The organism is Pseudomonas panipatensis, assembly GCF_900099785.1.
In the GTDB taxonomy this organism is placed as follows: domain Bacteria; phylum Pseudomonadota; class Gammaproteobacteria; order Pseudomonadales; family Pseudomonadaceae; genus Pseudomonas; species Pseudomonas panipatensis.
In genome coordinates this window covers 15,048-37,146 of the sequence record NZ_FNDS01000009.1, presented here as the reverse complement: position 1 = coordinate 37,146, position 22,099 = coordinate 15,048, and the positions used below count along the sequence as shown (strand labels likewise).

Here is a 22,099-nt window from a genome sequence, read left to right as displayed (position 1 = left end):
GTGCATGGCACCGAATAAATGTTTTCCGCTCTAGGCAAAGCCTAAAAATTCAGGCATATAATTTGCTTCCTAGCGGCGCCCCGGAGTTCAAAACCCGGCGCCCGTAGTCGTGGATATGGCGCTCCCCCGCGCCAGCGAACAAGGTGCCAAGTTCCTGCCATGAAACCATCGCTCGTCCTCAAGATGGGTCAGCAGCTGACGATGACCCCGCAGCTGCAACAGGCCATCCGACTGCTCCAACTGTCCACGCTCGATCTGCAGCAGGAGATCCAGGAGGCCCTGGAATCCAACCCGATGCTCGAACGCCAGGAAGATGGCGACGACTTCGACAACAGCGACCCGCTGGCCGATGGCGACGACACGCCAACCAGTACGAACACGCAGAGCGACACCTACCAGGAAAGCACCACACCCAGCGCCGACAGCCTGGACGAAGATCAATGGGCCGACCGCATCCCCAACGAACTACCGGTCGACACCGCCTGGGAAGACATCTACCAGACCAGCGCCAGCAGCCTGCCGAGCAACGATGACGACGAGTGGGATTTCACCGCTCGCACGTCCGCCGGCGAAAGCCTGCAAAGCCATCTGCTGTGGCAACTCAATCTGGCTCCCATGTCCGATACCGATCGCCTGATCGCCCTGAGCATCATCGACGGCATCAACGATGACGGTTACCTGGAAGAATCCCTCGACGACATCCTTTCCTCCCTCGATCCTGAACTGGATGTCGAGATGGACGAAATCGAAGTCGTGCTTCGACGCATCCAGCAGATGGAGCCCGCCGGGGTCGGCGCGCGCAATCTGCGCGAGTGCCTGCTCCTGCAACTGCGCCAGATGCCAGAGGACACCTACCTGCTGAGCGAGGCCCAGCGCCTGGTCTCCGACCACCTCGACCTGCTCGGCAGCCGCGACTATGCGCAACTGATGCGGCGCATGAAGCTCAAGGAAGACGAGCTGCGCGAGACCATCGAACTGATCCAGTCGCTGCACCCACGCCCCGGTTCGCAGATCGAGTCCGGCGAAGCCGAATATGTGGTGCCCGACGTCATCGTGCGCAAGCACAACGAGCGCTGGCTGGTCGAACTGAACCAGGAAGCCGTGCCGCGCCTGCGCGTCAACTCGCAGTACGCCGGCCTGGTGCGCCGCGCCGACTCCAGCGCGGACAACACCTTCATGCGCAACCAACTGCAGGAAGCGCGCTGGTTCATCAAAAGCCTGCAGAGCCGCAACGAAACCCTGATGAAAGTCGCCACCCAGATCGTCGAGCACCAGCGCGGCTTTCTCGAGTATGGCGAGGAAGCGATGAAGCCGTTGGTCCTGCACGACATCGCCGAAGCGGTGGGCATGCATGAATCGACCATCTCACGGGTGACCACGCAAAAATTCATGCACACCCCGCGTGGCATCTTCGAGCTGAAATACTTCTTCTCCAGCCACGTCAGCACCTCCGAGGGTGGCGAGTGCTCCTCCACCGCCATCCGCGCCATCATCAAAAAACTGGTGGCGGCAGAAAGTCCGAAAAAGCCGTTGAGCGACAGCAAGATCGCTGGTTTACTGGAGGCACAGGGCATTCAAGTGGCACGTCGGACCGTCGCCAAGTACCGGGAATCCCTCGGTATCGCTCCGTCCAGCGAGCGTAAGCGTCTGGTCTGACCTTGACCCACGCCAAGGTGTTCCGGCGGCAGGTTGCATAACCTGCCACTTCTACACGGGCAATAAGGAGAAGCGGTATGCAAGTCAACATCAGTGGCCATCAACTGGATGTGACCGACGCCCTGCGCGATTATGTCGGCGAAAAACTCGGCCGGCTGGAGCGCCATTTCGACAAGATCACCAATGTCCAGGTCATCATGGAGGTCGAGAAACTCAAACAGCGTATCGAAGCCACCCTGCATGTCGCCGGTGGCGAAGTAGTCGCCTGTGCCGAACATGAGGACATGTACGCAGCCATCGACCTGCTGACCGACAAACTCGACCGCCAGCTGATCAAACACAAGGAAAAGTACCTCGAACGCCAACAGGGCGTCGGAGTCCGCTAACCCCTCCCCTATGATCCGACTTGAGCAGATCCTGACCCCCGGCCGTTCCTTCGTGAACGTGCCGGGAGGCAGCAAGAAGCGCGTACTGGAACAGATTGCCAACCTGGTCGCCCGCGACCTGCCGGGCCTCGACGCGCAAAACATCTTCGAAAGCCTGGTAGCCCGCGAACGCCTGGGCTCCACGGGTTTCGGCAATGGCATCGCCATTCCCCACTGCCGCCTCACCGGCTGCAAGGAACCGATCAGCGCCATCCTCCACCTCGACGCCCCCGTCGACTTCGATGCCCTCGACGGCGCGCCGGTCGACCTGGTCTTCGTCCTGCTGGTACCGGAAGCCGCCACCGAGGAACACCTGGAGCTGCTGCGGCAGATCGCATCCATGCTCGACCGCTCCGATGTCCGCGAACGGCTGCGCCACGCACGGGACGGCGAAGCGCTGTACCAGATCGTCGTGGACGTGCAGAACGGCCGATAAGCATGCGCCTGATCATCGTCAGCGGCCGCTCCGGCTCGGGCAAGAGCACAGCGCTCAACGTCCTTGAAGACAACGGCTTCTACTGCATCGACAACCTGCCGGCCAGCCTGCTGCCGGACCTGGCCCAGCGCGCCCTGCTGCACACCGAACTGCTGCATCCACAGGTCGCCGTGTCGATAGATGCCCGCAACCTGCCTAGCCAGTTGAAGCGCTTCCCCGAGCTTCTTCAGGAAGCCCGCGACAAGCACATTCAGTGCGACGTGCTGTACCTCGATGCCGATGACGAAACCCTGCTCAAGCGCTTCTCGGAAACCCGCCGACGCCATCCGCTGAGCAGCGACAACCGTTCGCTGGCCGAGGCCATCGGCGACGAAGCCCAGTTGCTGAGCCCGATCGCCGACCTCGCCGATCTCAAGCTGAACACCACCAACCTCAACCTCTATCAACTTCGCGACGTCATCAAGCTGCGCCTGCTGAACAAGCCAGAGCTGGGCACGGCATTCCTGGTCGAATCCTTCGGTTTCAAGCGCGGCATGCCGGTGGATGCCGATCTGGTATTCGACGTGCGCTGCCTGCCCAACCCGTATTGGAAGCCAGAGCTGCGCGAACTCTCAGGCCTCGACACCGAGGTGAAGGAATATCTGGGCGAGCAGGCCGATGTGGAAGAGATGTACCAGGACACCCTGGCATACCTGAACAAGTGGCTTCCGCGTTTCGCCGCCAGCAATCGTGCCTATGTGACCATTGCCATTGGCTGCACGGGCGGCCATCATCGCTCGGTCTATCTGGCCGAGCGCATCGGCAGCGCCTTGAAAGAATCCCTGAAGAACGTACAGATTCGCCACCGCGACCTGAGCTAGCAGCAAATAACAAAAGGACAGTCCCTCGCGATGCCCGCCCTCGAGATCACCATCATCAACAAGCTTGGCCTACACGCCCGCGCTGCGGCCAAATTCGTCGGCGTGGCCGGTCGCTTCCCCTGCCAGATCCGCGTAGGCCGCACCCCGGAGAGCACCGTGGACGGCAAGAGCATCATGGCTGTGATGATGCTCGCCGCAGGCAAGGGCACCAATCTGCATCTGTTCGCGGAAGGCGAGCAAGAGGACGAGGCGCTGCAAGCGCTGGCGGAACTGATCAACAATTACTTCGACGAAGGCGAATAGCGCCATTCGGTCATGAAAAAGCCCGCCATCCGGCGGGCTTTTTCGTGTTGCCGGCAATCAGTTGCCGGCCACCATCATGCGCTCCACCAGCACCGAACCGGTGTGCAGGTTGCCGCGGTTTTCCACGTCATTGCCGATCGTCACGATGCTGGCGAACAGATCCTTGAGGTTGGCGGCAATGGTGACTTCCTGTACCGGGAACTGAATCTCGCCATTTTCCACCCAATAGCCGCCAGCACCTCGCGAGTAGTCACCGGTGACCAGATTGACGCCCTGCCCCATCAACTCGGTGACTAGCAGGCCGCGCCCCATGCGCCGCAGCAGTGCCTTCTGGTCCTCGTCGCCATGGGTGACGAAGAGGTTATGCACGCCACCGGCATTGGCCGTGCTCGGCATGCCCAGCTTGCGGCCGGAGTAGGTGCCGAGCACGTAGGAGACCAGGGTGCCGTTCTCCACGAACGGTTTGGCGTAGGTCGCCAGGCCGTCATTGTCGAAGGAGGCGCTGCCCAGGGCGCCACGCAGCAACGGCCGTTCATCGAGGGTCAGCCACTCGGGGAACAGGCGCTGGCCAAGGCAGCCTTCGAGGAAGGAAGACTTGCGGTACAGGCTGCCACCGGAGATCGCACCGAGGAAATGCCCGAACAGGCCGACCGCCACTTCCGGGGCGAACAGCACCGGCACCTCGGCAGTCGGCACCGGGCGGGCGCCGAGACGACTGGCGGCGCGCTGGGCCGCACGCCGGCCAATGTTCTCGGGGCTGTCGAGCAACTCGCCACGACGGTTCACGTCGTACCAGTAGTCACGCTGCATCTGCCCTTCGCCTTCGGCAATCATCACGCAACTGAGGCTGTGCCGCGTGCTGGCGTAGCCGCCGATGAAGCCATGGCTGTTGCCGTATACGCGGCAGCCATGGTGGGTGTTCAGGGTGGTGCCGTCGGCCTTGGTTACCCGTGCGTCGGCGGCGAAAGCGGCAGCTTCGCAAACCAGCGCGCGCTCCACGGCTTCGTCCGGGGTCAGCGACCAGGCGTGGTAGAGGTCAAGATCGGGTAACTCGCGGGCCATCAGCGCGGCATCGGCGAGGCCGGCACACTCGTCCTCCGACGCATGCTTAGCGATGGCCAAGGCCGCCGCCACGGTTTCCCGGATGGCCGCCTCACCGGTCGCCGAGGTGCTCGCCGAGCCCTTGCGCTGGCCGACGTAGAGCGTGATGCCAAATCCCTGGTCACGGTTGAACTCGACGGTTTCCACCTCGCCCTGGCGCACACTGGTGGACAGTCCCTGCTCCACCGAGACAGCGACCTCGCAGCCACTGGCACCCTGACGTTTCGCTTCGTCGATGATCCGCTCGACCTGCTCGCGCAGTTCGGGAAGTACGTCGGGGCCGACTACCTTGGCCTGTTCGCTCATTGCATGACTCTCCTGTTCTGACCCGCTGCCGGGGCGGCTTGCCCTGCGGCACTACGGGCGGGCCGGACAAGCGGCCCTCGACTCGTTATCATGGCGGCGTTTTCCACTGGACCACCACCATGGCTGAAATTCACGACGACGACTCGCTGTTCGATGAGAAGAGCAAGTCGCAAATCAAACGCGAGCTGCATGCGCTGCAGGACCTGGGCGAACGCCTGACCACGCTCAAGGCCGACCTGCTGGACCGCATGCCACTCACCGATCCCCTACGCCGCGCGCTGGCCGACGCTCCCAAGCACAAGGCCAACGTCGCCCGCAAACGCCACCTGCAATACATCGGCAAGCTGATGCGCGACCAGGATGTCGACGCCATCACCACCTTGCTCGACCAAATGGACAGCTCCACCCGCCAGTACAACGAGCGCTTCCACGCCCTCGAACGCTGGCGCGACCGCCTGATTAGCGGCGGCGACGAAGCGCTGTCGGCGTTCTTCGGGGAATACCCGGACAGCGACCGCCAGCACCTGCTGCAACTGATCCGCCATGCCCAGCACGAGGCGGCTCACAACAAGCCACCGGCGGCAGCGCGGAAGATCTTCAAATACATCCGCGAGCTGGACGAACTGAAGCGCGGATTGCGCTGACAGGCAGCGCGGCCGTCAGCGCGCCGCCCGCAACGGATGGCGCCCTGGCCCTGCCACCGGCGCTATCAGGCACCGGTACCGCCGACCGTGATCGCGTCGATCTTCAGGGTCGGTTGGCCGACGCCCACCGGCACCGACTGACCGTCCTTGCCGCAGGTACCCACGCCACTGTCCAGGGCCATGTCGTTGCCGACCATCGACACCCGGCTCATCACTTCTGGGCCATTGCCGATCAGCGTGGCGCCCTTCACAGGACGCGTGATCTTGCCGTTTTCGATCAGGTACGCCTCGCTCGTGGCGAAGACGAACTTGCCACTGGTGATGTCCACCTGGCCACCGCCGAGATTCGCGCAGTAGATACCCTTCTCCACCGAGGCGATGATTTCCCCCGGCTCGCTCTGCCCGGCCAGCATGTAGGTGTTGGTCATGCGCGGCATCGGCAGGTGCGCATAGGATTCACGCCGGCCGTTACCGGTAAGCGCCACGCCCATCAGGCGAGCATTCAGCTTGTCCTGCATATAGCCCTTGAGGATGCCGTTTTCGATCAGCACGTTGTACTGGGTCGGGGTCCCCTCGTCGTCCACTGACAACGACCCACGGCGCCCGGCCAGGGTGCCGTCGTCAACGATGGTGCAGAGGCTGGAAGCGACTTTTTCGCCAACGCGGCCACTGTAGGCCGAGCTGCCCTTGCGGTTGAAGTCGCCCTCCAGGCCATGGCCCACGGCTTCGTGCAGCAGCACGCCGGACCAGCCGGCGCCCATCACCACCGGCAGCGTGCCCGCCGGCGCGGGAACCGCTTCCAGGTTGACCAGCGCCTGGCGCAGAGCCTCGCGGGCATAGCCCATGGCGCGCGTTTCGTGGACGCCGTTCTTCTCCAGGAAGAAGCGGTAGTCGGTACGCCCGCCGCCGCCATGGCCACCGCGCTCACGGCGACCATTCTGCTCGACGATGACACTGACGTTGAAGCGCACCAGCGGGCGGATATCGGCAGCCAGGGAGCCGTCCGCCGCAGCGACCAGAATCTGCTCCCAGACACCGGCCAGACTGACCGTGACCTGCTGGATGCGTGAATCGAGCGCGCGCGTGGCGGCATCGATCTGCTGCAGCAACTCGACCTTTTCGGCACGGCTGAGCACATCCAGTGGATTGTCGCCGGCGTACAGGCGCGGCGGCACACTGGCACGGAACGCTTGTACCCGCCCATTCTGCCCCGCGCGGGAGATCGAGCGCGCGGCGCGGGCTGCCTGCGACAGGGCCTCCGCATTGATGGCATTGCTGTAGGCGAAACCGGTCTTCTCACCGGACTGGGCGCGGACACCGACACCCTGGTCCATGTGGAAGCTGCCTTCCTTGACGATGCCGTCCTCGAGCATCCAGGACTCGGAAATCTGGCTCTGGAAATACAGGTCGGCGGCATCGATGCCCGGGCCGCTCAGCTCGTGCAGGATCGGTTGCAGACCATCGATGTCCAGCCCACCGGGGACCAGCAACTGCTGGCTGACGGATGACAACAACTCGCTCATATTCACTCCGTAGGCGCCGGGCCTGGTTCGGCCGGCGGATAAAATCGTCGGTGGCGGACGACCGGCATGCGTTGCCGGACCGCCGTCTGTTCCGCGCTGTCGCGCTCGGCCAGCAGCACAGCCTCGCCCTTGTCCCGCTGAGCGACGATGCGCCCCCAGGGATCGACGATGGCCGATTGCCCCCAGGTCTCGCGGCCACGCGGGTGGCTCCCACCCTGCCCTGCGGCCAGCAGGTAGCACTGCGTCTCGATGGCCCGCGCGCGAATCAGCACCTCCCAATGCGCCGCGCCCGTCACAGCGGTGAAGGCCGCAGGCGCGCTGATCAGTTCGGCGCCGGACTCACGCAGGCGGGTATACAGCTCGGGAAAGCGCAAGTCATAGCACACCGTCAGCCCCAGGCGTCCGACCGGCGTGTCGGCCACCACCACCTGTTGGCCGAAGGCGTAGTCATCGGATTCGCGGTAGCGCCCACGGGCGTCGGCGACGTCCACGTCGAACAAATGCAATTTGTCGTAGCGCGCGACGCGCTGCCCCTGATCATCGATCAGCAGGGAACAGGCGTTGGCCTTGGCCTCGGGTTGACCGTCAGGTGGCAATGGCAAGGTCCCGGCCACTATCCACAAGCTGAGGTCGCGCGCGGCGCTTTTCAACCAGGGCAGGATGGGGCCTTCCCCCATGGCCTCCGCGCGGCCCAGCTCGGCGAGGTCGCGGCGGCCCATGGCGGCGAAGTTTTCCGGCAGCACGGCAAGGCGCGCACCGGCGGCCGCGGCCTCTTCGAGCAGACGACGAGCGGCGGCGAGATTGGCCAGGACATCATCCTGGCTGACCATCTGGATCACAGCGATGGACATGCGGGGCTCCGAGAGGCGGTAGTCCGGGTTAGGCTTTGCCGAAGTCCGGCGTTCCGAGGTGAGGCTTGCCGGGGTACGCTCTTCCGAGGTGCGCAGCACGGCAGGCAACGGCTCGAAAGCCGCTGGCTTTCATCCTAACCGATGCCCGCCGGCTCTGCTCACCGGGGTTTCTCGAAGGGCTTCTCGAAGGCGATGTTCGGCGATTGCCAGGGGCCCTTGACGCTGTACTGCACACTGGCGAAGCGCGCCACCCGGTCACCCAGCAGTTTGTCGACCACGAAGAGCGCGCCCCCCACCGCCGGGGCGCCAACGAGCAGCGCGGCCAGCGGCAGGTTATTGGTCACCGGCAGGGTCACCAACAGCTTGGCGTCGATCTGGTCATGGGCCATGTCCAGGGTGCCATTCATCTCGATATTGCTCGACGGCCCGGTGAGCCTGATCGGCTCGCGGGTCAGGTAGACGCCATCGGTCGCCGTCAGGACGCCGCGTACCCGGTCGTAACTCAGGCCCTTGCCGAGCAGGTCGGAGAAGTCCAGGCGCAGGCGGCGGCTGATGGCGTTGAAGTTGAGCAGACCGAACACCCGCAGGGCGTTGGCGCCCCCTTCTACTTCGACGAACTGCCCCTTGCGCATATCCGCCTCCAGACGCCCGTCGAAGTGGCGCAGGCTGATGTGCGCCGGCGATCCCTGCCAGCCGCCGTCGACATCGAGACTGAAGCGCTCGCTGGTGGCGGTGGGCGCGAAATCCCAGGCCTTGAGCACGTCGGTCAGGTTCTTGCCCTCCAGGCGGCCCTGGAATCTGCTGTATGTCGCCGCCACCGGCCCCTCCCAGCGCAGACCGCCGCTGACCTTCAGCCCACGCAGGTCGAGGTTCAGGTTGTTGAAGCTGGTGCCGCTGGTGGTCGGGCGTACGTTGAAGCTCCAGGCGCCGATCGGCTTGCCGCCCTGAGTGAGCTGGCGAATGCTCACATCCATGGCGGGCAGGCTGCGCGGATCGACCTTCGCCAGTGGATCGGGCGCCTGGGTTGGCAGGTTGGCCAGGTCGTTGGTGGGATTCTTCGGCAGGTCCAGGCGGTCCAGGCGGATCTGCATCGGCCGGCTGCCGCCATCCGCGATCACCACCTGACCGGCCAGCAAACTGCTGTTCAGCCCCAACTGCCAGCTACTGTCGAGGCGAGCCAGGTCCAGGGTGAGGTTGTCCATGCTCACACCGAAACCGCGGAAATTGCCGATCTGCAGATTGGCGCCACGCAGCAGTCCGGCCGCGCCCTGGACATCGTTGTTGGAATACTGTTTCAGCGCGGCCTGCCAGGCTTCGGCATCCAGGTTGGCCACCCGTCCGCGGACCTGCACACCCGCGGCGCCGGGCAACTGCGCCGAATCGCCCCCCAGGCGAAGCTCGCCACGTCCGCCCAGGAGGTTGTCGGCGGGCGCCGCATAGGCCAGGCTGGCGAGCTTGTCGTAGCTGGCCCAATAGCGCCGTTCGGGCCCCTCCAGCGTCATGCTCCAGCTGCTCGGACGGCTCTCGTCCGCAGCCTTGCCGAAAGGCGCCGGCAGGTCGATGGCGACCCCCTGAAGGCTGGAGTTGACCTGGAGCTGGCTATCCTTTCCGTCAATCAGCAGATCGAGCTGATAAGGCACGCGCCCGGCCACCGGCAGCGTCTGCTTGACGCCGCCCCATTCGAGCAGATTCTTCAACGCGACCTGGCCGCCCACCAGAATGCGGCTGCGCGGCACGCCGGGGCTGCCCTCGGCGCGGATGCTGCCCGCGACCCGCGCGCCCAGGGCCTGGGCGACGATGTTCTGGCCGCTCAGGCCGCTATTGGTGTCGTAGCGGAAAGCGCCCTTGAGCTGGCTCAGTTCCAGCAGCGGCTTACTGATCTTCAGACGCGCATTCTCCGTGGCGAAATCGACCACCGCCCGGGTCTTGTTCGCCTGCGCCTTGGCCAGCGGGATGTCCAGCTTCAGATGGCCCTGCAACGGACCTTCGCCGCTCCAGCCGGCGAACGCCTGCTGTACGCCGAGGGGGGAGTCCTGGAGGATTTTCAGGCCATCGGCCAGGTTGCTGTCGACCGTGCCATCGATCAGCAGATGGGACACTTCGCCATGCGGCACCGCCGGAATGTCCACACTCACATCGCGCACCTGGCTCTGCAGGATGCGCCCGGACTGCGCGTGGATGCGCACATCGTTGTTCTGCACCAGCACCTCACCCTCGGCCTGGCTGAGAGCCGGCCAGCCGGGCTGATAGTCCAGTTCGCCGTCATGCACCTTGAAATACAGGCTCATGACGTGGGCCTCGGGCGCGGCGCCCTTCTGCAGCGAACCCTGCCACTGGAAATACCCCTGCTCGACACGCCCGCCCTTGATCGCCGTGGACAGCCAGTGCGCCAGGTCCTGGCTCATTTCCGGCAGCACCGTCGGCAGGAACAACGGCGTGAAGCGTCCATCGCCATCGCGCAGGCCGACCCGCAGGTCCATGTAGCTTTCCTTGCTGCTGTCATGCATCAGGCGGATCAACATGTCGCCGCCTAGCCGGCCGACATCGCCCTCGACCTGCATCAGGTGGCTGCCCAGGGTGAACGCCTGGTCGTCCCAGGACCAGAACAAGCGCGCGTTGGCCTTGCGGAAACGCCAGGGCTCGGGGAACAGCATGGCCAGGTGGAGCATGAAATCCTGGGCCGACGCATCCAGTTGGCCACCGCCCAGGTTGCCGCTGAAGGTGCCATCGACATTGGCGACCGCCGGAACCTCGCGGTAGGCGCTGACACCGACCTTTTCCAGATTGCTGGCGTAGGTCAGGCGCTGGACGCCCTGGCGCTGCGGCCAGTAATCCAGGTTGAGGTTATGCAGCACACCGCTCGGCTTGAGGCCGCCGAGCCAGGCCACCGCGGCATCCGGCAGGGGCGCGAGGGACTCGATCAGCGGCACCAGTGGCGCCAGGTCGAGGCGATCGGCGCGCAGTTGCCAGTGTTCGTCGTCGCCACTGTGGCGCAGCAGTTCGAGTTCCGCCTCGCCCCAGCGGGTGTTGCCGAAGTTGGCCGCCAGATCGGCGACGCGCAGGCGCAGATCGTCGCCCTCGCGGGAGAGATACAGGCCGACGCCGAGATCGCCGATGCTGACCGGCTCCCGTCCATCGTAGGCCGCCTGAATCTGTGGCGCGTTCAGGCGCAGCACGGCGTTCTGCGCCACGCCCTGCTCGACGCGGAGCCAGACTTCACCGCCAGCCTTGGCCTGGACCACCCGCCAACTCTGGGTCAGGCGTGGCGGCAGCCACTTCGCCCAGTCGCTCTGCGGCAGACTCAGATAGGCATCCAGGGAACTGCGTTGCCAGTCGTCGCGATTGACTCGGCCATCGACGCGCAGCGACAGGGGCTGGCCGTCGGGAAGGTTCACGCGGCCATCCAGGCGTTGGCCGAAAACGCCGTTGTGCAGGGTCAGGCTCAGGTAGCTGAGCGTTTGCGGTTGCATGTCCCTGGGCAAAAAGGTGATCTGGCTGTCCAGCAGGGACAGGCGCCCGGGAGTCAGCAGGAGATCGATCAGTTGCCGTGGATCGGAGGCCTGCGACGGCTGGGGCAATCCTTCCACCTGCCACTGGCCATCCTCGCCTTCGCGGAACCTCAGGTGCAGGCCGGCGAACTCCAGGGCATCGACCCTTGGCTGACGGGCCATGAGGCTGCCGAACACGTCGGGCGTCAGCCGCACCCGCTCCAGACGCAAGGCGCCAGGACCCTCGCCGATCTGGATATCGTGCACCTCGATGACCGGACCGAAGCCCCGCCAGTGCCCGTCCAGCGCGCCGACACTGACCGGCAGGCCGAGCTTGGCGCTGGCCTGCTCGACCAATTGCTCGCGGTACTCCGCCACCAGCGGCACCAATTGCCGGCCGAGGCTGACATAGAGCGCCAGCAGCACCAGCACCAGGCAGCACAGCCCCAGCAGCCCGCGCAGGGCGGTGGCTAACAGGCGGCCGAAACGCTGCATGTCAATGCCGGCCTTCAGAGCAGCACGACATCATATTGTTCCTGCGAGTACATGGGCTCGACCTGGAACTTGATGGTTCTGCCGATGAACACTTCCAGATCGGCGACATTGCCCGACTCCTCGTCCAGCAGCCGATCGACCACCTTCTGGTTGGCCAGCACCACGTAGGAGTCCGCCTGATAGGCACGGGCCTCGCGGAGGATTTCGCGGAAGATCTCGTAGCAAATGGTTTCAGCGGTCTTCAGCATGCCGCGCCCCTGGCAGCTCGGGCAGGGCTCGCACAGCACCTGCACCAGGCTTTCGCGGGTGCGCTTGCGGGTCATCTGCACCAGGCCGAGTTCGGTGATGCCGATGATGTTGGTCTTGGCGTGGTCGCGCTCCAGTTGCTTCTCCAGGGTGCGCAGGACCTGACGGCGGTGATCCTCGTCCTCCATGTCGATGAAGTCGATGATGATGATCCCGCCAAGGTTGCGCAGGCGCAGTTGGCGGGCGATGGCCGTGGCCGCCTCGAGGTTGGTCTTGAAGATGGTCTCTTCGAGGTTGCGGTGACCGACGAAGGCGCCGGTGTTGACGTCGATGGTGGTCATCGCCTCGGTCGGGTCGATGATCAGGTAGCCACCGGACTTGAGCAGCACCTTGCGCTCCAGGGCCTTCTGCACCTCGTCTTCGACTCCGTAGAGGTCGAAGATCGGCCGCTCGCCGGGATAGTGCTCGAGGCGGTCGGCGATCTCCGGCATCAGCTCCTCGACGAACTGGGTGATCTTCTGGAAGTTCTCCCGGGAATCCACACGGATCTTCTCGATGCGCGGGTTGACCAGATCGCGCAGGGTACGCAGGGCCAGGGAGAGGTCTTCGTAGATCATGGTCGGCGCACCGACCGTCTGCATCTGTGCGGCGATCTGATCCCAAAGCCGGCGAAGATAGCGGATATCGGCGAGAATCTCGTCCTCTCCGGCGCCTTCGGCGGCGGTACGCAGGATGAAGCCACCCTGCTCGACGATGCCTTCGGCCGCGACGCACTTGGCCACGACCTGCTTGAGGCGCTCGCGTTCGAGTTCATCCTCGATCTTCAGGGAAATGCCGACATGACTGGTGCGCGGCATGTACACCAGGTAGCGCGAAGGAATCGACAGGTGCGTGGTGAGGCGCGCGCCCTTGGTGCCGATCGGGTCCTTGGTGACCTGCACCACCAGGCTCTGGCCCTCGTGGACCAGCGCGCTGATGCTCTCCACCGCGCTGCCCTCGCGGGTGGAAATCTCCGCCGCGTGGATGAAAGCCGCGCGCTCCAGGCCAATGTCGACGAAGGCCGCCTGCATCCCCGGCAGCACGCGCACGACCTTGCCCTTGTAGATATTGCCGACGATCCCGCGGCGCAGGGTGCGCTCGACGTGGACTTCCTGAAGGACTCCGTTTTCCACTACCGCCACGCGCGATTCCATCGGCGTGATATTGATCAGAATCTCTTCGCTCATGCGCCCTTCCTTATCGCGCTCGGCTGCTGCAGCGCTACGTCAGTTCAAGACTGCCAGCAGGATATCGAGAAGTCAGCCAGCAGTTCTGCTGTTTCGCACAATGGCAGACCGACCACGCCGCTGTAACTGCCCTCGACGCGGCTGACGAAGATCGCCGCCAGCCCCTGGATAGCGTAGCCGCCAGCCTTGTCCTGCGGTTCGCCGGTGTTCCAGTAGGCCTCCGCCTCGGCGGCACTGATCGGGCGGAAGGTCACTCGGCTGCTGACCACCCGGACCTCGCAGCGATCGCGGTTGGCCACCGCCACCGCGGTCAACACCTCATGCTCGCGGCCGGACAGCGCCTGCAGCATGGCCAGGCCGTCGGCGCGGTCCTTGGGTTTGCCGAGGATGTGCCCGTCGAGCACCACCGCGGTATCCGCGCCGAGGACGCAAACATCGGCGCGCTGGGCCAACATGGTCAGACCGGCCAGGGCTTTCTCGCGTGCCAGGCGCTCGACATAGGCGACCGGCGCCTCCTCGGCCAACGGCGTTTCGTCGACATTGCCGGGGACGCGGTTGAAGGACAGGCCGATCTGCTGCAGCAATTCGCGGCGACGCGGCGAGCTGGAGGCCAGGTAAAGCTGGAACATCGACGACTCCCAAATCGATTTCGGCTGCGTGTGCTCCGCCCCACGCCGGTCGGAGAGCGCCGCAAACAAGCGTTAGTAGACTTTCAGGCGCCGCCCGAGGCTTCTCAGCAGGCCATGCACCCACGGCCAGAGCAAGCCACTGACCAGCGCCGGCAGGAGGAAGGCCAGGGTCGGCGGGCGGTTGCCGGTCAGCGCGTTCAGCCACAGTTGCACCAGTTGCGCCAGACCGAAGATGACCATCAGCACCAGGCATTGCTGCCACACCGGGAACAGGCGCAGCCGCTGATGCAGGGACAGCACCAGGAAGATGATCAGGCTGAGCACCAGGGCGTTCTGCCCGAGCAGGCTGCCATAGAGCACGTCCTCGGCAAGGCCGAAGACCCAGGCGCTCAGCAAGCCGACCCGTTGCGGCGCCATCAGCACCCAGAAAGTGAGGAACATCGCCAGCCACAAGGGCCGGCCGATTTCGGTGAAACCGGGCATCGGCGCCACTGACAGCAACAGCGCCAACAACAGGCTCAACCAGATCAGCCAGCTATTGCGCGGACCTTGGGCGGCCATCAGTGACGTTTCCTTTGCTCGGGCTGGGCGGGCGCCTGCGGCTGGGCAGACGCGCTCGCGGGGGCGGCGGGCGGCTTCACCACCGGCGCGGCCTGCGGATGAATCGCATGGGTCGCGGCGGCCGGCGTGGCCGTCGCGGCAGGCACGCCTGGCGCCGCGGCAGCCGCAGGTTGCGCGGGCGCCTGGCCGGTCCCTTCGGCCGCCTTGCGATCGGCTTCGGCCTGGGCTTCGGCGGCGTCGTTGGCGCGCTGCTCGGGGGTACGGCTGTCGCTGAACACCAGCAGCACATAGCGGCTGCGGTTCATTTTGGCGGTGGGGACGGCGCGAATGACCGCGAAAGGCTGGCCGGAATCGTGGATGACTTCCTTGACCACCGCGACCGGATAACCGGCGGGGAAGCGCTGGCCGAGCCCCGAACTGACCAGCAGGTCGCCTTCCTTGATGTCCGCGGTATCGGCGACATAGCGCAGTTCGAGGCGTTCCGGGTTGCCGGTGCCGACGGCGATGGCGCGCAGGCCGTTACGGTTGACCTGCACCGGAATGCTGTGGGTGGTATCGGTGAGCAGCAGCACGCGGGCGGTGTACGGCATGACCTCGACCACCTGCCCCATCAGGCCGCTGGCATCGAGCACCGGCTGCCCCTGGAAAACGCCGTCCTTCGAGCCTTTGTCGATGAGGATGCGCTGGGTGAAGGGATTGGGATCGACGCCGATCAGTTCGCTGACCAGCACTTTGTCGTCGACCAGGGCCGCGGAGTTGAGCAGCTCGCGCAGGCGCACGTTCTGCTCGGTGAGCGCGGCGAGCTTCTGCAGGCGCCGCTGCATAAGCAGCGATTCGGCCTTCAGCCGCTCGTTTTCGGCGAGCAGCTCGCTACGGCTGGTGAACTGGTCGCGCACGCCCTCCCAGGCGCGAACCGGCAAATCGGCCACGCCATAGAAGGGCGTCAATACCAGACCCAACTGGCTGCGAAACGGCTTGAGGTACTCGAAGCGCGCGTCGACCACCATCAGGCTCACCGATAGCACGGCGAGCGCCAGCAGGCGCACGCCAAGCGAGGGGCCTTTGGAGAATAGCGGTTTTATGGTCCGCTCCTAGACACGGAAACTCTCCACCTCACTCGGTGGAGAGCAGGTCCATGGAATGGCGATCCATCATTTCCAGCGCACGGCCACCGCCACGCGCCACGCAGGTCAGCGGGTCTTCGGCGACGATCACCGGCAGACCGGTTTCCTGGGCCAGCAGCTTGTCCAGATCGCGCAGCAGCGCGCCACCGCCGGTCAGCACCAGGCCGCGCTCGGCGATATCCGAGGCCAGCTCCGGCGGCGACTGTTCCAGGGCGCTCTTGACCGCCTGAACGATGGTCGCCAGGGACTCCTGCAGGGCTTCCAGGACTTCGTTGGAATTCAGGGTGAAGCTGCGCGGTACGCCTTCGGCCAGGTTGCGGCCGCGGACGTCGACTTCGCGGACTTCGCCGCCGGAGAAGGCAGTGCCGATCTCCTGCTTGATGCGCTCGGCGGTGGATTCGCCGATCAGGCTGCCGTAGTTGCGGCGCACGTAGGTGACGATGGCCTCGTCGAAGCGGTCGCCGCCGACGCGGACGGATTCGGCATAGACCACGCCGTTGAGGGAAATCAGGGCGATTTCGGTGGTGCCGCCGCCGATGTCGACGACCATGGAACCACGGGCTTCCTCGACCGGCAGGCCGGCACCGATGGCCGCGGCCATCGGTTCTTCGATCAGGTACACCTCGCGGGCACCGGCACCCAGGGCCGATTCACGGATGGCGCGGCGTTCCACCTGGGTGGATTTGCAGGGCACGCAGATCAGCACGCGCGGGCTGGGCTGCAGGAAGCTGTTCTCGTGCACCTTGTTGATGAAGTACTGCAGCATCTTCTCGCAGACGCTGAAGTCGGCGATCACGCCGTCTTTCATCGGGCGGATGGCGGAGATGTTGCCAGGGGTACGGCCGAGCATGCGCTTGGCCTCGGTGCCCACGGCGACCACGCTTTTCTGGTTGCCATGGTTGCGGATGGCGACCACCGACGGCTCATTGAGGACGATGCCGCGTTCGCGCACATAAATAAGGGTATTGGCAGTACCCAGGTCGATCGACAGATCGCTGGAGAACATGCCACGCAATTTTTTGAACATGGAAAAGGGACCCTGGACGATGCGTGGGTGAAAATGCGCGGGTAAAAAAGTGCGGCAAACTCTAACAATGACAGGGATTTTGGGCAAGGCGGCAATGTGCTAAATTGCTTGACTTTCAGGGCGTCTGACGCCCTTCCCTGCGGTACTCTGACCGCCCGCTGCGGGCTACGTTCCCCCGCCCCGTTCCGTCCGGCCATGCGCCCATTGGTCGCTGGCCGCTCTAGCCTGGAGACCCCCGATGGCGCTTGACCGCTCCGACGTGGAGAAAATCGCCCACCTGGCCCGCCTGGGCCTGGAAGAAGCCGACGTCCAACGAACCACCGAAACCCTGAACACCATACTCGGTTTGGTCGATCAGATGCAGGCGGTGAATACCGACGGCATCGAACCCCTGGCCCACCCGCTGGAAACCACCCAGCGCCTGCGCGCCGACCTGGTGACCGAAGAAAATCAGCGGGACGCCTACCAGGCCGTCGCCCCGGCCGTGGAAAACGGCCTCTACCTGGTCCCGAAAGTCATCGAGTAATAAGGAAGGACACGGACACATGCTGCACCAACTGACCCTCGCCGAAGTCGCCCGCGGCCTCGCCGACAAGCAGTTCTCCGCCGAAGAGCTGACCCGTGCCCTGCTGAGCCGCATCGAGCAGCTCGACCCGCAGATCAACAGTTTCATCAGCGTCACCGCGGAACCGGCCATCGCCCAGGCCCAGGCAGCCGACCAGCGGCGCGCCGCCGGTGAAAACGGCGCCCTGCTCGGCGCCCCGATCGCGCACAAGGACCTGTTCTGCACCAAAGGGGTACGCACCAGCTGCGGCTCGAAGATTCTCGACAATTTCGTCTCGCCCTACGACGCCACCGTCGTCGAGCGCCTGGCCAGTGCCGGCGCGGTCAGCCTGGGCAAGCTGAACATGGACGAGTTCGCCATGGGCTCGGCCAACGAATCCAGCCACTACGGCGCGGTGAAGAACCCCTGGGATACCAGCCGCGTGCCCGGCGGTTCCTCCGGCGGCTCGGCCGCGGCGGTCGCCGCCCGGCTGATCCCGGCCGCCACCGGCACCGACACCGGCGGTTCGATTCGCCAACCCGCCGCGCTGACCAACCTCACCGGGATCAAGCCGACCTACGGTCGCGTCTCGCGCTGGGGCATGGTCGCCTACGCCTCCAGCCTCGACCAGGCCGGCCCGCTGGCGCGCAGCGCCGAAGACTGCGCGCTGATGCTCGGCGCCATGGCCGGCTTCGACGCCAAGGACTCCACCTGCGTCGACGCCCCGGTGGATGACTACCTGGCAGCCCTGAACAAGCCGCTCAACGGCCTGCGCGTCGGCCTGCCCAAGGAATACTTCGGCGCCGGCCTCGACAGCCGCATCGGCGATGCCGTGCTGGCCGTGGTCGAGCAGCTCAAGCAGCTCGGCGCGGTGGTCAAGGACATCTCGCTGCCGAACATGCAGCACGCCATTCCGGCCTACTACGTGATCGCCCCGGCGGAAGCCAGCTCCAACCTGTCGCGCTTCGACGGCGTGCGCTACGGCTATCGCTGCGCCAACCCGAAAGACCTGCAGGACCTGTACAAGCGTTCGCGCGCCGAAGGCTTCGGCGCCGAAGTGAAGCGCCGCATCATGGTCGGCACCTATGCGCTGTCCGCTGGCTACTACGACGCCTACTACCTGAAGGCGCAGAAGATTCGCCGGCTGATCAAGAACGATTTCGTCAGCGCCTTCGCCGACGTCGACGTCATCCTCGGCCCGACCACGCCGAACCCGGCCTGGAAGCTCGGCACCAAGAACGACGACCCGGTCGCCCAGTACCTGGAAGACATCTACACCATCACCGCCAACCTCGCCGGCATCCCCGGGCTGTCCATGCCCGCCGGGTTCGTCGAGGGCCTGCCGGTAGGCGTGCAGTTGCTCGCCCCCTACTTCCAGGAAGGCCGCCTGCTGAATGTCGCGCACCAGTACCAACAGGTGAGCGACTGGCACAAACAAGCACCGGCTGGATTCTGAGGACGACACACATGCAATGGGAAACCGTGATCGGGCTGGAAATCCACGCGCAGCTCTCCACCCGCTCGAAAATCTTCTCCGGCAGCGCCACCACCTTCGGCGCCGAGCCCAACACCCAGGCCAGCCTGATCGACCTGGCGATGCCCGGCACCCTGCCGGTGCTCAACGCCGAGGCGGTGCGCATGGCCTGCCAGTTCGGCCTGGCGATCAACGCCGAAATCGCCGAGCGTAACGTCTTCGCCCGGAAGAACTACTTCTACCCGGACCTGCCCAAGGGCTACCAGACCAGCCAGATGGACCATCCCATCGTCGGCAAGGGCCACCTGGACATCACCCTGGAAGACGGCACCGTCAAGCGCGTCGGGATCACCCGCGCACACCTGGAAGAGGACGCCGGCAAGAGCCTGCACGAAGACTTCCACGGCATGAGCGGCATCGACCTGAACCGCGCCGGCACGCCGCTGCTGGAGATCGTCTCCGAGCCGGACATCCGCAGCGCCAAGGAAGCCGTGGCCTACGTCAAGGCGATCCACGCCCTGGTGCGCTACCTGGGCATCTGCGACGGCAACATGGCCGAAGGCTCGCTGCGCTGCGACTGCAACGTCTCGGTACGGCCCAAGGGACAGGCCGAGTTCGGCACCCGCGCCGAGATCAAGAACGTCAACTCCTTCCGTTTCATCGAAAAGGCCATCAACCACGAAGTGCAGCGGCAGATCGACCTGATCGAGGACGGCGGCAAGGTGGTCCAGGAAACCCGCCTGTACGACCCGAACAAGGACGAGACGCGCTCCATGCGCAGCAAGGAAGAAGCCAACGACTACCGCTACTTCCCCTGCCCCGACCTGCTGCCGGTGGTGATCGAGCGCAGCTTCCTGGAAACGCTGCGCGCCGACCTGCCGGAACTGCCGGACCAGAAGCGCGAGCGCTTCCAGAGCCAGTACGGGCTGTCCAGCTACGACGCCAGCGTGCTCTCCGCCAGCCGCGAGATGGCCGGCTACTTCGAACAGGTCCAGGCCATCTGCGGCGACGCCAAGCTGGCGGCCAACTGGGTGATGGGCGAACTGTCCAGCCTGCTCAACAAGGACGGCCTGGAGATCGAACAGTCGCCGGTATCCGCCGAGCAACTGGGCGGCATGATCCTGCGCATCAAGGACAACACCATCTCCGGCAAGATCGCCAAGATGGTCTTCGAGGCCATGGCCGCCGGCGAAGGCTCGGCCGACCAGGTGATCGAAGCCAAGGGCCTGAAGCAGGTCACCGACAGCGGCGCCATCGAGTCGATGCTCGACGAGGTGCTGGCGGCCAACGCCGAGCAGGTCGAACAGTACCGCGCCGCCGACGAGGCCAAGCGCGGCAAGATGTTCGGCTTCTTCGTCGGCCAGGCGATGAAGGCTTCCAAGGGCAAGGCCAACCCCGGCCAAGTGAACGAATTGCTGAAGAAGAAGCTCGAAGGCTGAGTCAGACCAGACGCCGGGCTTGCCCGGCGTCTTTTTGTCCACAGGTATTCAGCATGCTGCTCGTTCCTCTGCCACGCCTGGCCATTCTCGTCGCCCTGCCACTGATCCTCGCCGGCTGCGCCGGACATGGCGGCGGCAATTACGACGAAACCGGCGAAGCGTCCTTCTACGGCAACCGCCACGCCGGCAAGCGCACCGCCAGCGGCGAGCGCTACAGCCCCAACCTGCTGACCGCGGCACACCGCGACCTGCCGCTGGGCAGCCATGCGCGGGTGACCAACCTGAACAACGATCGCAGCGTGGTGGTGCGCATCAACGACCGCGGCCCGTACACCCGTGGGCGCATCATCGACCTGTCGCGCAAGGCCGCCGAGGCCATCGGCCTGACCCGCAGCGGGACGGCGCCGGTGCGCGTTCAACAACTCGACTGACACAAGGAAACCCCATGAGCGAAGCAAGCAAATCCGGTGAACAGGTCCGCCGCGAAGTGATGGGCGACGCCTTCGTCGACCGTGCACTGAACAACGCCAGCGACTTCACCCAGCCGCTGCAGGACTTCGTCAACCAGCATGCCTGGGGCGGCGTCTGGACCCGCGACGGCCTGCCGCGCAAGACCCGCAGCCTGATCACCCTGGCCGCGCTTACCGCGCTGAAGTGCCCGCAGGAGCTGAAAGGTCATGTGCGTGGCGCGCTGAACAACGGCTGCACGGTGGAAGAAATCCGCGAAGCGCTGCTGCACTGCGCGGTCTACGCCGGGGTGCCGGCGGCCATCGACGCCTTCCGCGCGGCGCAGGAAGTGATCGACGCCTGGCAGGCCGACCTGCAGGCCTGAGCCCTCCGCCCTAGGATGGCGTTGAGCGCAGCGATAGCCCTCGATGGGAATCGCTGCGCTCGTCCTCTCATCCAGCGAAAAAGCGCTCCCCCTCAGGGATAACTGAACCGCTTCACCAGCGTCAGCTCGCCCGGCTGGCGCATCGGCACCAGGAAGCTCTCCTGCTTCTCGTTCGGCGTGCCTTCCTCGGTGATGATGGTCACCCGCGCCGTGGTCAACGGCTGCGCGGCCTCGGATTCGCCGTCCTCGCTGTAGCCGTAGCCGCCACCGTAGTAGTTCACATAGACCAGGTATTGCCCCCTGAGCGGGGTCGGCGTGGCGATGATTTCCGGGCCATAGCCGGTGGTCACGTCGACGTCCTGGGTGGCGCCGTTGGGCAGCGAGCGGTTGCCGTACCAGACGTGGCCGCCATCGGGGGTCACCAGGTGCAGGTCGAGGTCGGTGTGGTCGCTGTCCCAGGACAGCAGTACGCGCAACTTGGCCGGCACTTCGCCGCCGCCTCCGCCGTGGTAGAACTGCACGCGCTTGCGCTGCTGGCCGTCCGGGCTGATCACTTCCAGGCTGTTGCTGCCGGCCGGAAAGGCATAGGGACGGTCGAAGCCGCCGTTGTCGTCGATCTTCAGCGGCATCGCCACGCCGTTCACCACCAGCGTCGCCGGCTCCGCCGAGCCCTTGGGCAGCGCCTTGATCTCGCCTTTGATACGCGCGGTGCTGGACTGGTCCGCCGGGGTGTTCACCGAGGCCGCCGGGTAGTTCACCGTCTGCCGGAAGTTGGCGCCCTCGCCGTTGCCGCTGCGCCAGCCGGCGAGCGGCGTGTCCAGCCGGATCGACGACTCGGCCGCGACGGCCGCGCAGGGCGGCAGGCCGGCGAGAAGGGTAAGGAATACGAGCGGGCGAAGGTTCATGGCG

At 65.3% G+C, this 22,099-nt stretch carries 21 protein-coding genes; 11 read left to right on the top strand and 10 right to left on the bottom strand.

What is annotated here, in order from left to right; all coding sequences use genetic code 11:
- The first annotated feature begins 159 nt into the window (after positions 1 to 159).
- The 5 genes from BLQ74_RS20160 to BLQ74_RS20140 all read left to right on the top strand — a co-directional run bounded on the left by BLQ74_RS20160 (position 160) and on the right by BLQ74_RS20140 (position 3,680).
- On the top strand, positions 160 to 1,656 hold the full coding sequence (locus tag BLQ74_RS20160; protein ID WP_090265579.1) for an RNA polymerase factor sigma-54: 1,497 nt from the start codon (positions 160 to 162) through the stop codon (positions 1,654 to 1,656).
- Between the two features lie 77 nt (positions 1,657 to 1,733).
- Complete coding sequence (gene hpf, locus BLQ74_RS20155; RefSeq protein WP_090265577.1) at positions 1,734 to 2,042, top strand: ribosome hibernation-promoting factor, HPF/YfiA family; 309 nt, start codon at positions 1,734 to 1,736, stop codon at positions 2,040 to 2,042.
- 10 nt (positions 2,043 to 2,052) lie between these two features.
- On the top strand, positions 2,053 to 2,517 hold the full coding sequence (ptsN, locus tag BLQ74_RS20150; protein WP_090265575.1) for a PTS IIA-like nitrogen regulatory protein PtsN: 465 nt from the start codon (positions 2,053 to 2,055) through the stop codon (positions 2,515 to 2,517).
- 2 nt (positions 2,518 to 2,519) lie between these two features.
- Entirely contained in the window at positions 2,520 to 3,377 is an 858-nt protein-coding gene (gene rapZ / locus BLQ74_RS20145) for an RNase adapter RapZ (protein ID WP_090265573.1), read from the top strand.
- A gap of 30 nt (positions 3,378 to 3,407) precedes the next feature.
- Positions 3,408 to 3,680, top strand: a complete 273-nt coding sequence (locus BLQ74_RS20140; protein WP_090265572.1) for an HPr family phosphocarrier protein — start codon at positions 3,408 to 3,410, stop codon at positions 3,678 to 3,680.
- Positions 3,681 to 3,737: 57 nt separating this feature from the next.
- Here BLQ74_RS20140 and pmbA read toward each other — a convergent pair whose 3' ends face one another.
- Positions 3,738 to 5,087, bottom strand: coding sequence for a metalloprotease PmbA (gene pmbA, locus BLQ74_RS20135; protein WP_090265570.1), 1,350 nt, complete (start codon positions 5,085 to 5,087; stop codon positions 3,738 to 3,740).
- Between the two features lie 119 nt (positions 5,088 to 5,206).
- Between pmbA and yjgA the strand changes: the two genes are divergently transcribed.
- Positions 5,207 to 5,731 (top strand): ribosome biogenesis factor YjgA, encoded by a 525-nt coding sequence (gene yjgA, locus BLQ74_RS20130; RefSeq protein WP_090265569.1) that lies wholly within the window; start codon positions 5,207 to 5,209, stop codon positions 5,729 to 5,731.
- A 65-nt stretch (positions 5,732 to 5,796) separates the two neighbouring features.
- Here the strand turns inward: yjgA and tldD are convergent, their stop codons facing one another.
- The 8 genes from tldD to mreB form a co-directional block, all read right to left on the bottom strand.
- Positions 5,797 to 7,254, bottom strand: a complete 1,458-nt coding sequence (tldD, locus tag BLQ74_RS20125; protein WP_090265566.1) for a metalloprotease TldD — start codon at positions 7,252 to 7,254, stop codon at positions 5,797 to 5,799.
- Positions 7,255 to 7,256: 2 nt separating this feature from the next.
- On the bottom strand, positions 7,257 to 8,105 hold the full coding sequence (locus BLQ74_RS20120; protein WP_090265564.1) for a carbon-nitrogen hydrolase family protein: 849 nt from the start codon (positions 8,103 to 8,105) through the stop codon (positions 7,257 to 7,259).
- Between the two features lie 158 nt (positions 8,106 to 8,263).
- Positions 8,264 to 12,088: a YhdP family protein gene (locus BLQ74_RS20115; RefSeq protein ID WP_090265562.1), complete on the bottom strand. Its 3,825-nt coding sequence runs from the start codon at positions 12,086 to 12,088 to the stop codon at positions 8,264 to 8,266.
- 14 nt (positions 12,089 to 12,102) lie between these two features.
- Positions 12,103 to 13,560 carry a ribonuclease G gene (gene rng, locus BLQ74_RS20110; protein WP_090265560.1) on the bottom strand — a complete coding sequence of 486 codons (1,458 nt, stop codon included), beginning with the start codon at positions 13,558 to 13,560 and terminating at the stop codon, positions 12,103 to 12,105.
- A gap of 44 nt (positions 13,561 to 13,604) precedes the next feature.
- Complete coding sequence (locus tag BLQ74_RS20105; protein ID WP_090265557.1) at positions 13,605 to 14,189, bottom strand: Maf family protein; 585 nt, start codon at positions 14,187 to 14,189, stop codon at positions 13,605 to 13,607.
- 72 nt (positions 14,190 to 14,261) lie between these two features.
- On the bottom strand, positions 14,262 to 14,750 hold the full coding sequence (gene mreD / locus BLQ74_RS20100; protein WP_090265555.1) for a rod shape-determining protein MreD: 489 nt from the start codon (positions 14,748 to 14,750) through the stop codon (positions 14,262 to 14,264).
- Entirely contained in the window at positions 14,750 to 15,832 is a 1,083-nt protein-coding gene (gene mreC / locus BLQ74_RS20095) for a rod shape-determining protein MreC (protein WP_090265553.1), read from the bottom strand. Before mreC ends, mreD begins: the two co-directional genes overlap by 1 nt.
- Before the next feature lie 31 nt (positions 15,833 to 15,863).
- Complete coding sequence (gene mreB / locus BLQ74_RS20090; protein WP_090265550.1) at positions 15,864 to 16,901, bottom strand: rod shape-determining protein MreB; 1,038 nt, start codon at positions 16,899 to 16,901, stop codon at positions 15,864 to 15,866.
- A gap of 238 nt (positions 16,902 to 17,139) precedes the next feature.
- Between mreB and gatC the strand changes: the two genes are divergently transcribed.
- Genes gatC through BLQ74_RS20065 form a run of 5 tightly spaced genes read left to right on the top strand, consistent with a single transcriptional unit; the run spans position 17,140 to position 21,190 of the window.
- Positions 17,140 to 17,427, top strand: a complete 288-nt coding sequence (gatC, locus tag BLQ74_RS20085) for an Asp-tRNA(Asn)/Glu-tRNA(Gln) amidotransferase subunit GatC (RefSeq protein WP_090265548.1) — start codon at positions 17,140 to 17,142, stop codon at positions 17,425 to 17,427.
- A gap of 19 nt (positions 17,428 to 17,446) precedes the next feature.
- Positions 17,447 to 18,901 carry an Asp-tRNA(Asn)/Glu-tRNA(Gln) amidotransferase subunit GatA gene (gatA, locus tag BLQ74_RS20080; RefSeq protein WP_090265545.1) on the top strand — a complete coding sequence of 485 codons (1,455 nt, stop codon included), beginning with the start codon at positions 17,447 to 17,449 and terminating at the stop codon, positions 18,899 to 18,901.
- A gap of 11 nt (positions 18,902 to 18,912) precedes the next feature.
- Positions 18,913 to 20,358, top strand: coding sequence for an Asp-tRNA(Asn)/Glu-tRNA(Gln) amidotransferase subunit GatB (gene gatB, locus BLQ74_RS20075; RefSeq protein WP_090265543.1), 1,446 nt, complete (start codon positions 18,913 to 18,915; stop codon positions 20,356 to 20,358).
- Between the two features lie 53 nt (positions 20,359 to 20,411).
- Positions 20,412 to 20,789, top strand: a complete 378-nt coding sequence (locus tag BLQ74_RS20070; protein ID WP_090265540.1) for a septal ring lytic transglycosylase RlpA family protein — start codon at positions 20,412 to 20,414, stop codon at positions 20,787 to 20,789.
- A 14-nt stretch (positions 20,790 to 20,803) separates the two neighbouring features.
- A complete protein-coding gene (locus BLQ74_RS20065; protein WP_090265538.1) occupies positions 20,804 to 21,190 on the top strand; it encodes a carboxymuconolactone decarboxylase family protein in 387 nt (128 codons plus the stop codon).
- 92 nt (positions 21,191 to 21,282) lie between these two features.
- Here the strand turns inward: BLQ74_RS20065 and BLQ74_RS20060 are convergent, their stop codons facing one another.
- The gene (locus tag BLQ74_RS20060) at positions 21,283 to 22,095 is read right to left on the bottom strand and encodes a YfaP family protein (RefSeq protein WP_090265536.1); all 813 of its coding nucleotides are present in this window, start codon (positions 22,093 to 22,095) and stop codon (positions 21,283 to 21,285) included.
- Positions 22,096 to 22,099: the final 4 nt, after the last annotated feature.

Coding starts and splice junctions, on each gene's coding strand:
- BLQ74_RS20160 (WP_090265579.1), top strand. CDS start 160: ATGAAACCATCGCTCGTCCTCAAGATGGGTCAGCAGCTGACGATGACC.
- hpf (WP_090265577.1), top strand. CDS start 1,734: ATGCAAGTCAACATCAGTGGCCATCAACTGGATGTGACCGACGCCCTG.
- ptsN (WP_090265575.1), top strand. CDS start 2,053: ATGATCCGACTTGAGCAGATCCTGACCCCCGGCCGTTCCTTCGTGAAC.
- rapZ (WP_090265573.1), top strand. CDS start 2,520: ATGCGCCTGATCATCGTCAGCGGCCGCTCCGGCTCGGGCAAGAGCACA.
- BLQ74_RS20140 (WP_090265572.1), top strand. CDS start 3,408: ATGCCCGCCCTCGAGATCACCATCATCAACAAGCTTGGCCTACACGCC.
- pmbA (WP_090265570.1), bottom strand. CDS start 5,087: ATGAGCGAACAGGCCAAGGTAGTCGGCCCCGACGTACTTCCCGAACTG.
- yjgA (WP_090265569.1), top strand. CDS start 5,207: ATGGCTGAAATTCACGACGACGACTCGCTGTTCGATGAGAAGAGCAAG.
- tldD (WP_090265566.1), bottom strand. CDS start 7,254: ATGAGCGAGTTGTTGTCATCCGTCAGCCAGCAGTTGCTGGTCCCCGGT.
- BLQ74_RS20120 (WP_090265564.1), bottom strand. CDS start 8,105: ATGTCCATCGCTGTGATCCAGATGGTCAGCCAGGATGATGTCCTGGCC.
- BLQ74_RS20115 (WP_090265562.1), bottom strand. CDS start 12,088: ATGCAGCGTTTCGGCCGCCTGTTAGCCACCGCCCTGCGCGGGCTGCTG.
- rng (WP_090265560.1), bottom strand. CDS start 13,560: ATGAGCGAAGAGATTCTGATCAATATCACGCCGATGGAATCGCGCGTG.
- BLQ74_RS20105 (WP_090265557.1), bottom strand. CDS start 14,189: ATGTTCCAGCTTTACCTGGCCTCCAGCTCGCCGCGTCGCCGCGAATTG.
- mreD (WP_090265555.1), bottom strand. CDS start 14,750: ATGGCCGCCCAAGGTCCGCGCAATAGCTGGCTGATCTGGTTGAGCCTG.
- mreB (WP_090265550.1), bottom strand. CDS start 16,901: ATGTTCAAAAAATTGCGTGGCATGTTCTCCAGCGATCTGTCGATCGAC.
- gatC (WP_090265548.1), top strand. CDS start 17,140: ATGGCGCTTGACCGCTCCGACGTGGAGAAAATCGCCCACCTGGCCCGC.
- gatA (WP_090265545.1), top strand. CDS start 17,447: ATGCTGCACCAACTGACCCTCGCCGAAGTCGCCCGCGGCCTCGCCGAC.
- gatB (WP_090265543.1), top strand. CDS start 18,913: ATGCAATGGGAAACCGTGATCGGGCTGGAAATCCACGCGCAGCTCTCC.
- BLQ74_RS20070 (WP_090265540.1), top strand. CDS start 20,412: ATGCTGCTCGTTCCTCTGCCACGCCTGGCCATTCTCGTCGCCCTGCCA.
- BLQ74_RS20065 (WP_090265538.1), top strand. CDS start 20,804: ATGAGCGAAGCAAGCAAATCCGGTGAACAGGTCCGCCGCGAAGTGATG.
- BLQ74_RS20060 (WP_090265536.1), bottom strand. CDS start 22,095: ATGAACCTTCGCCCGCTCGTATTCCTTACCCTTCTCGCCGGCCTGCCG.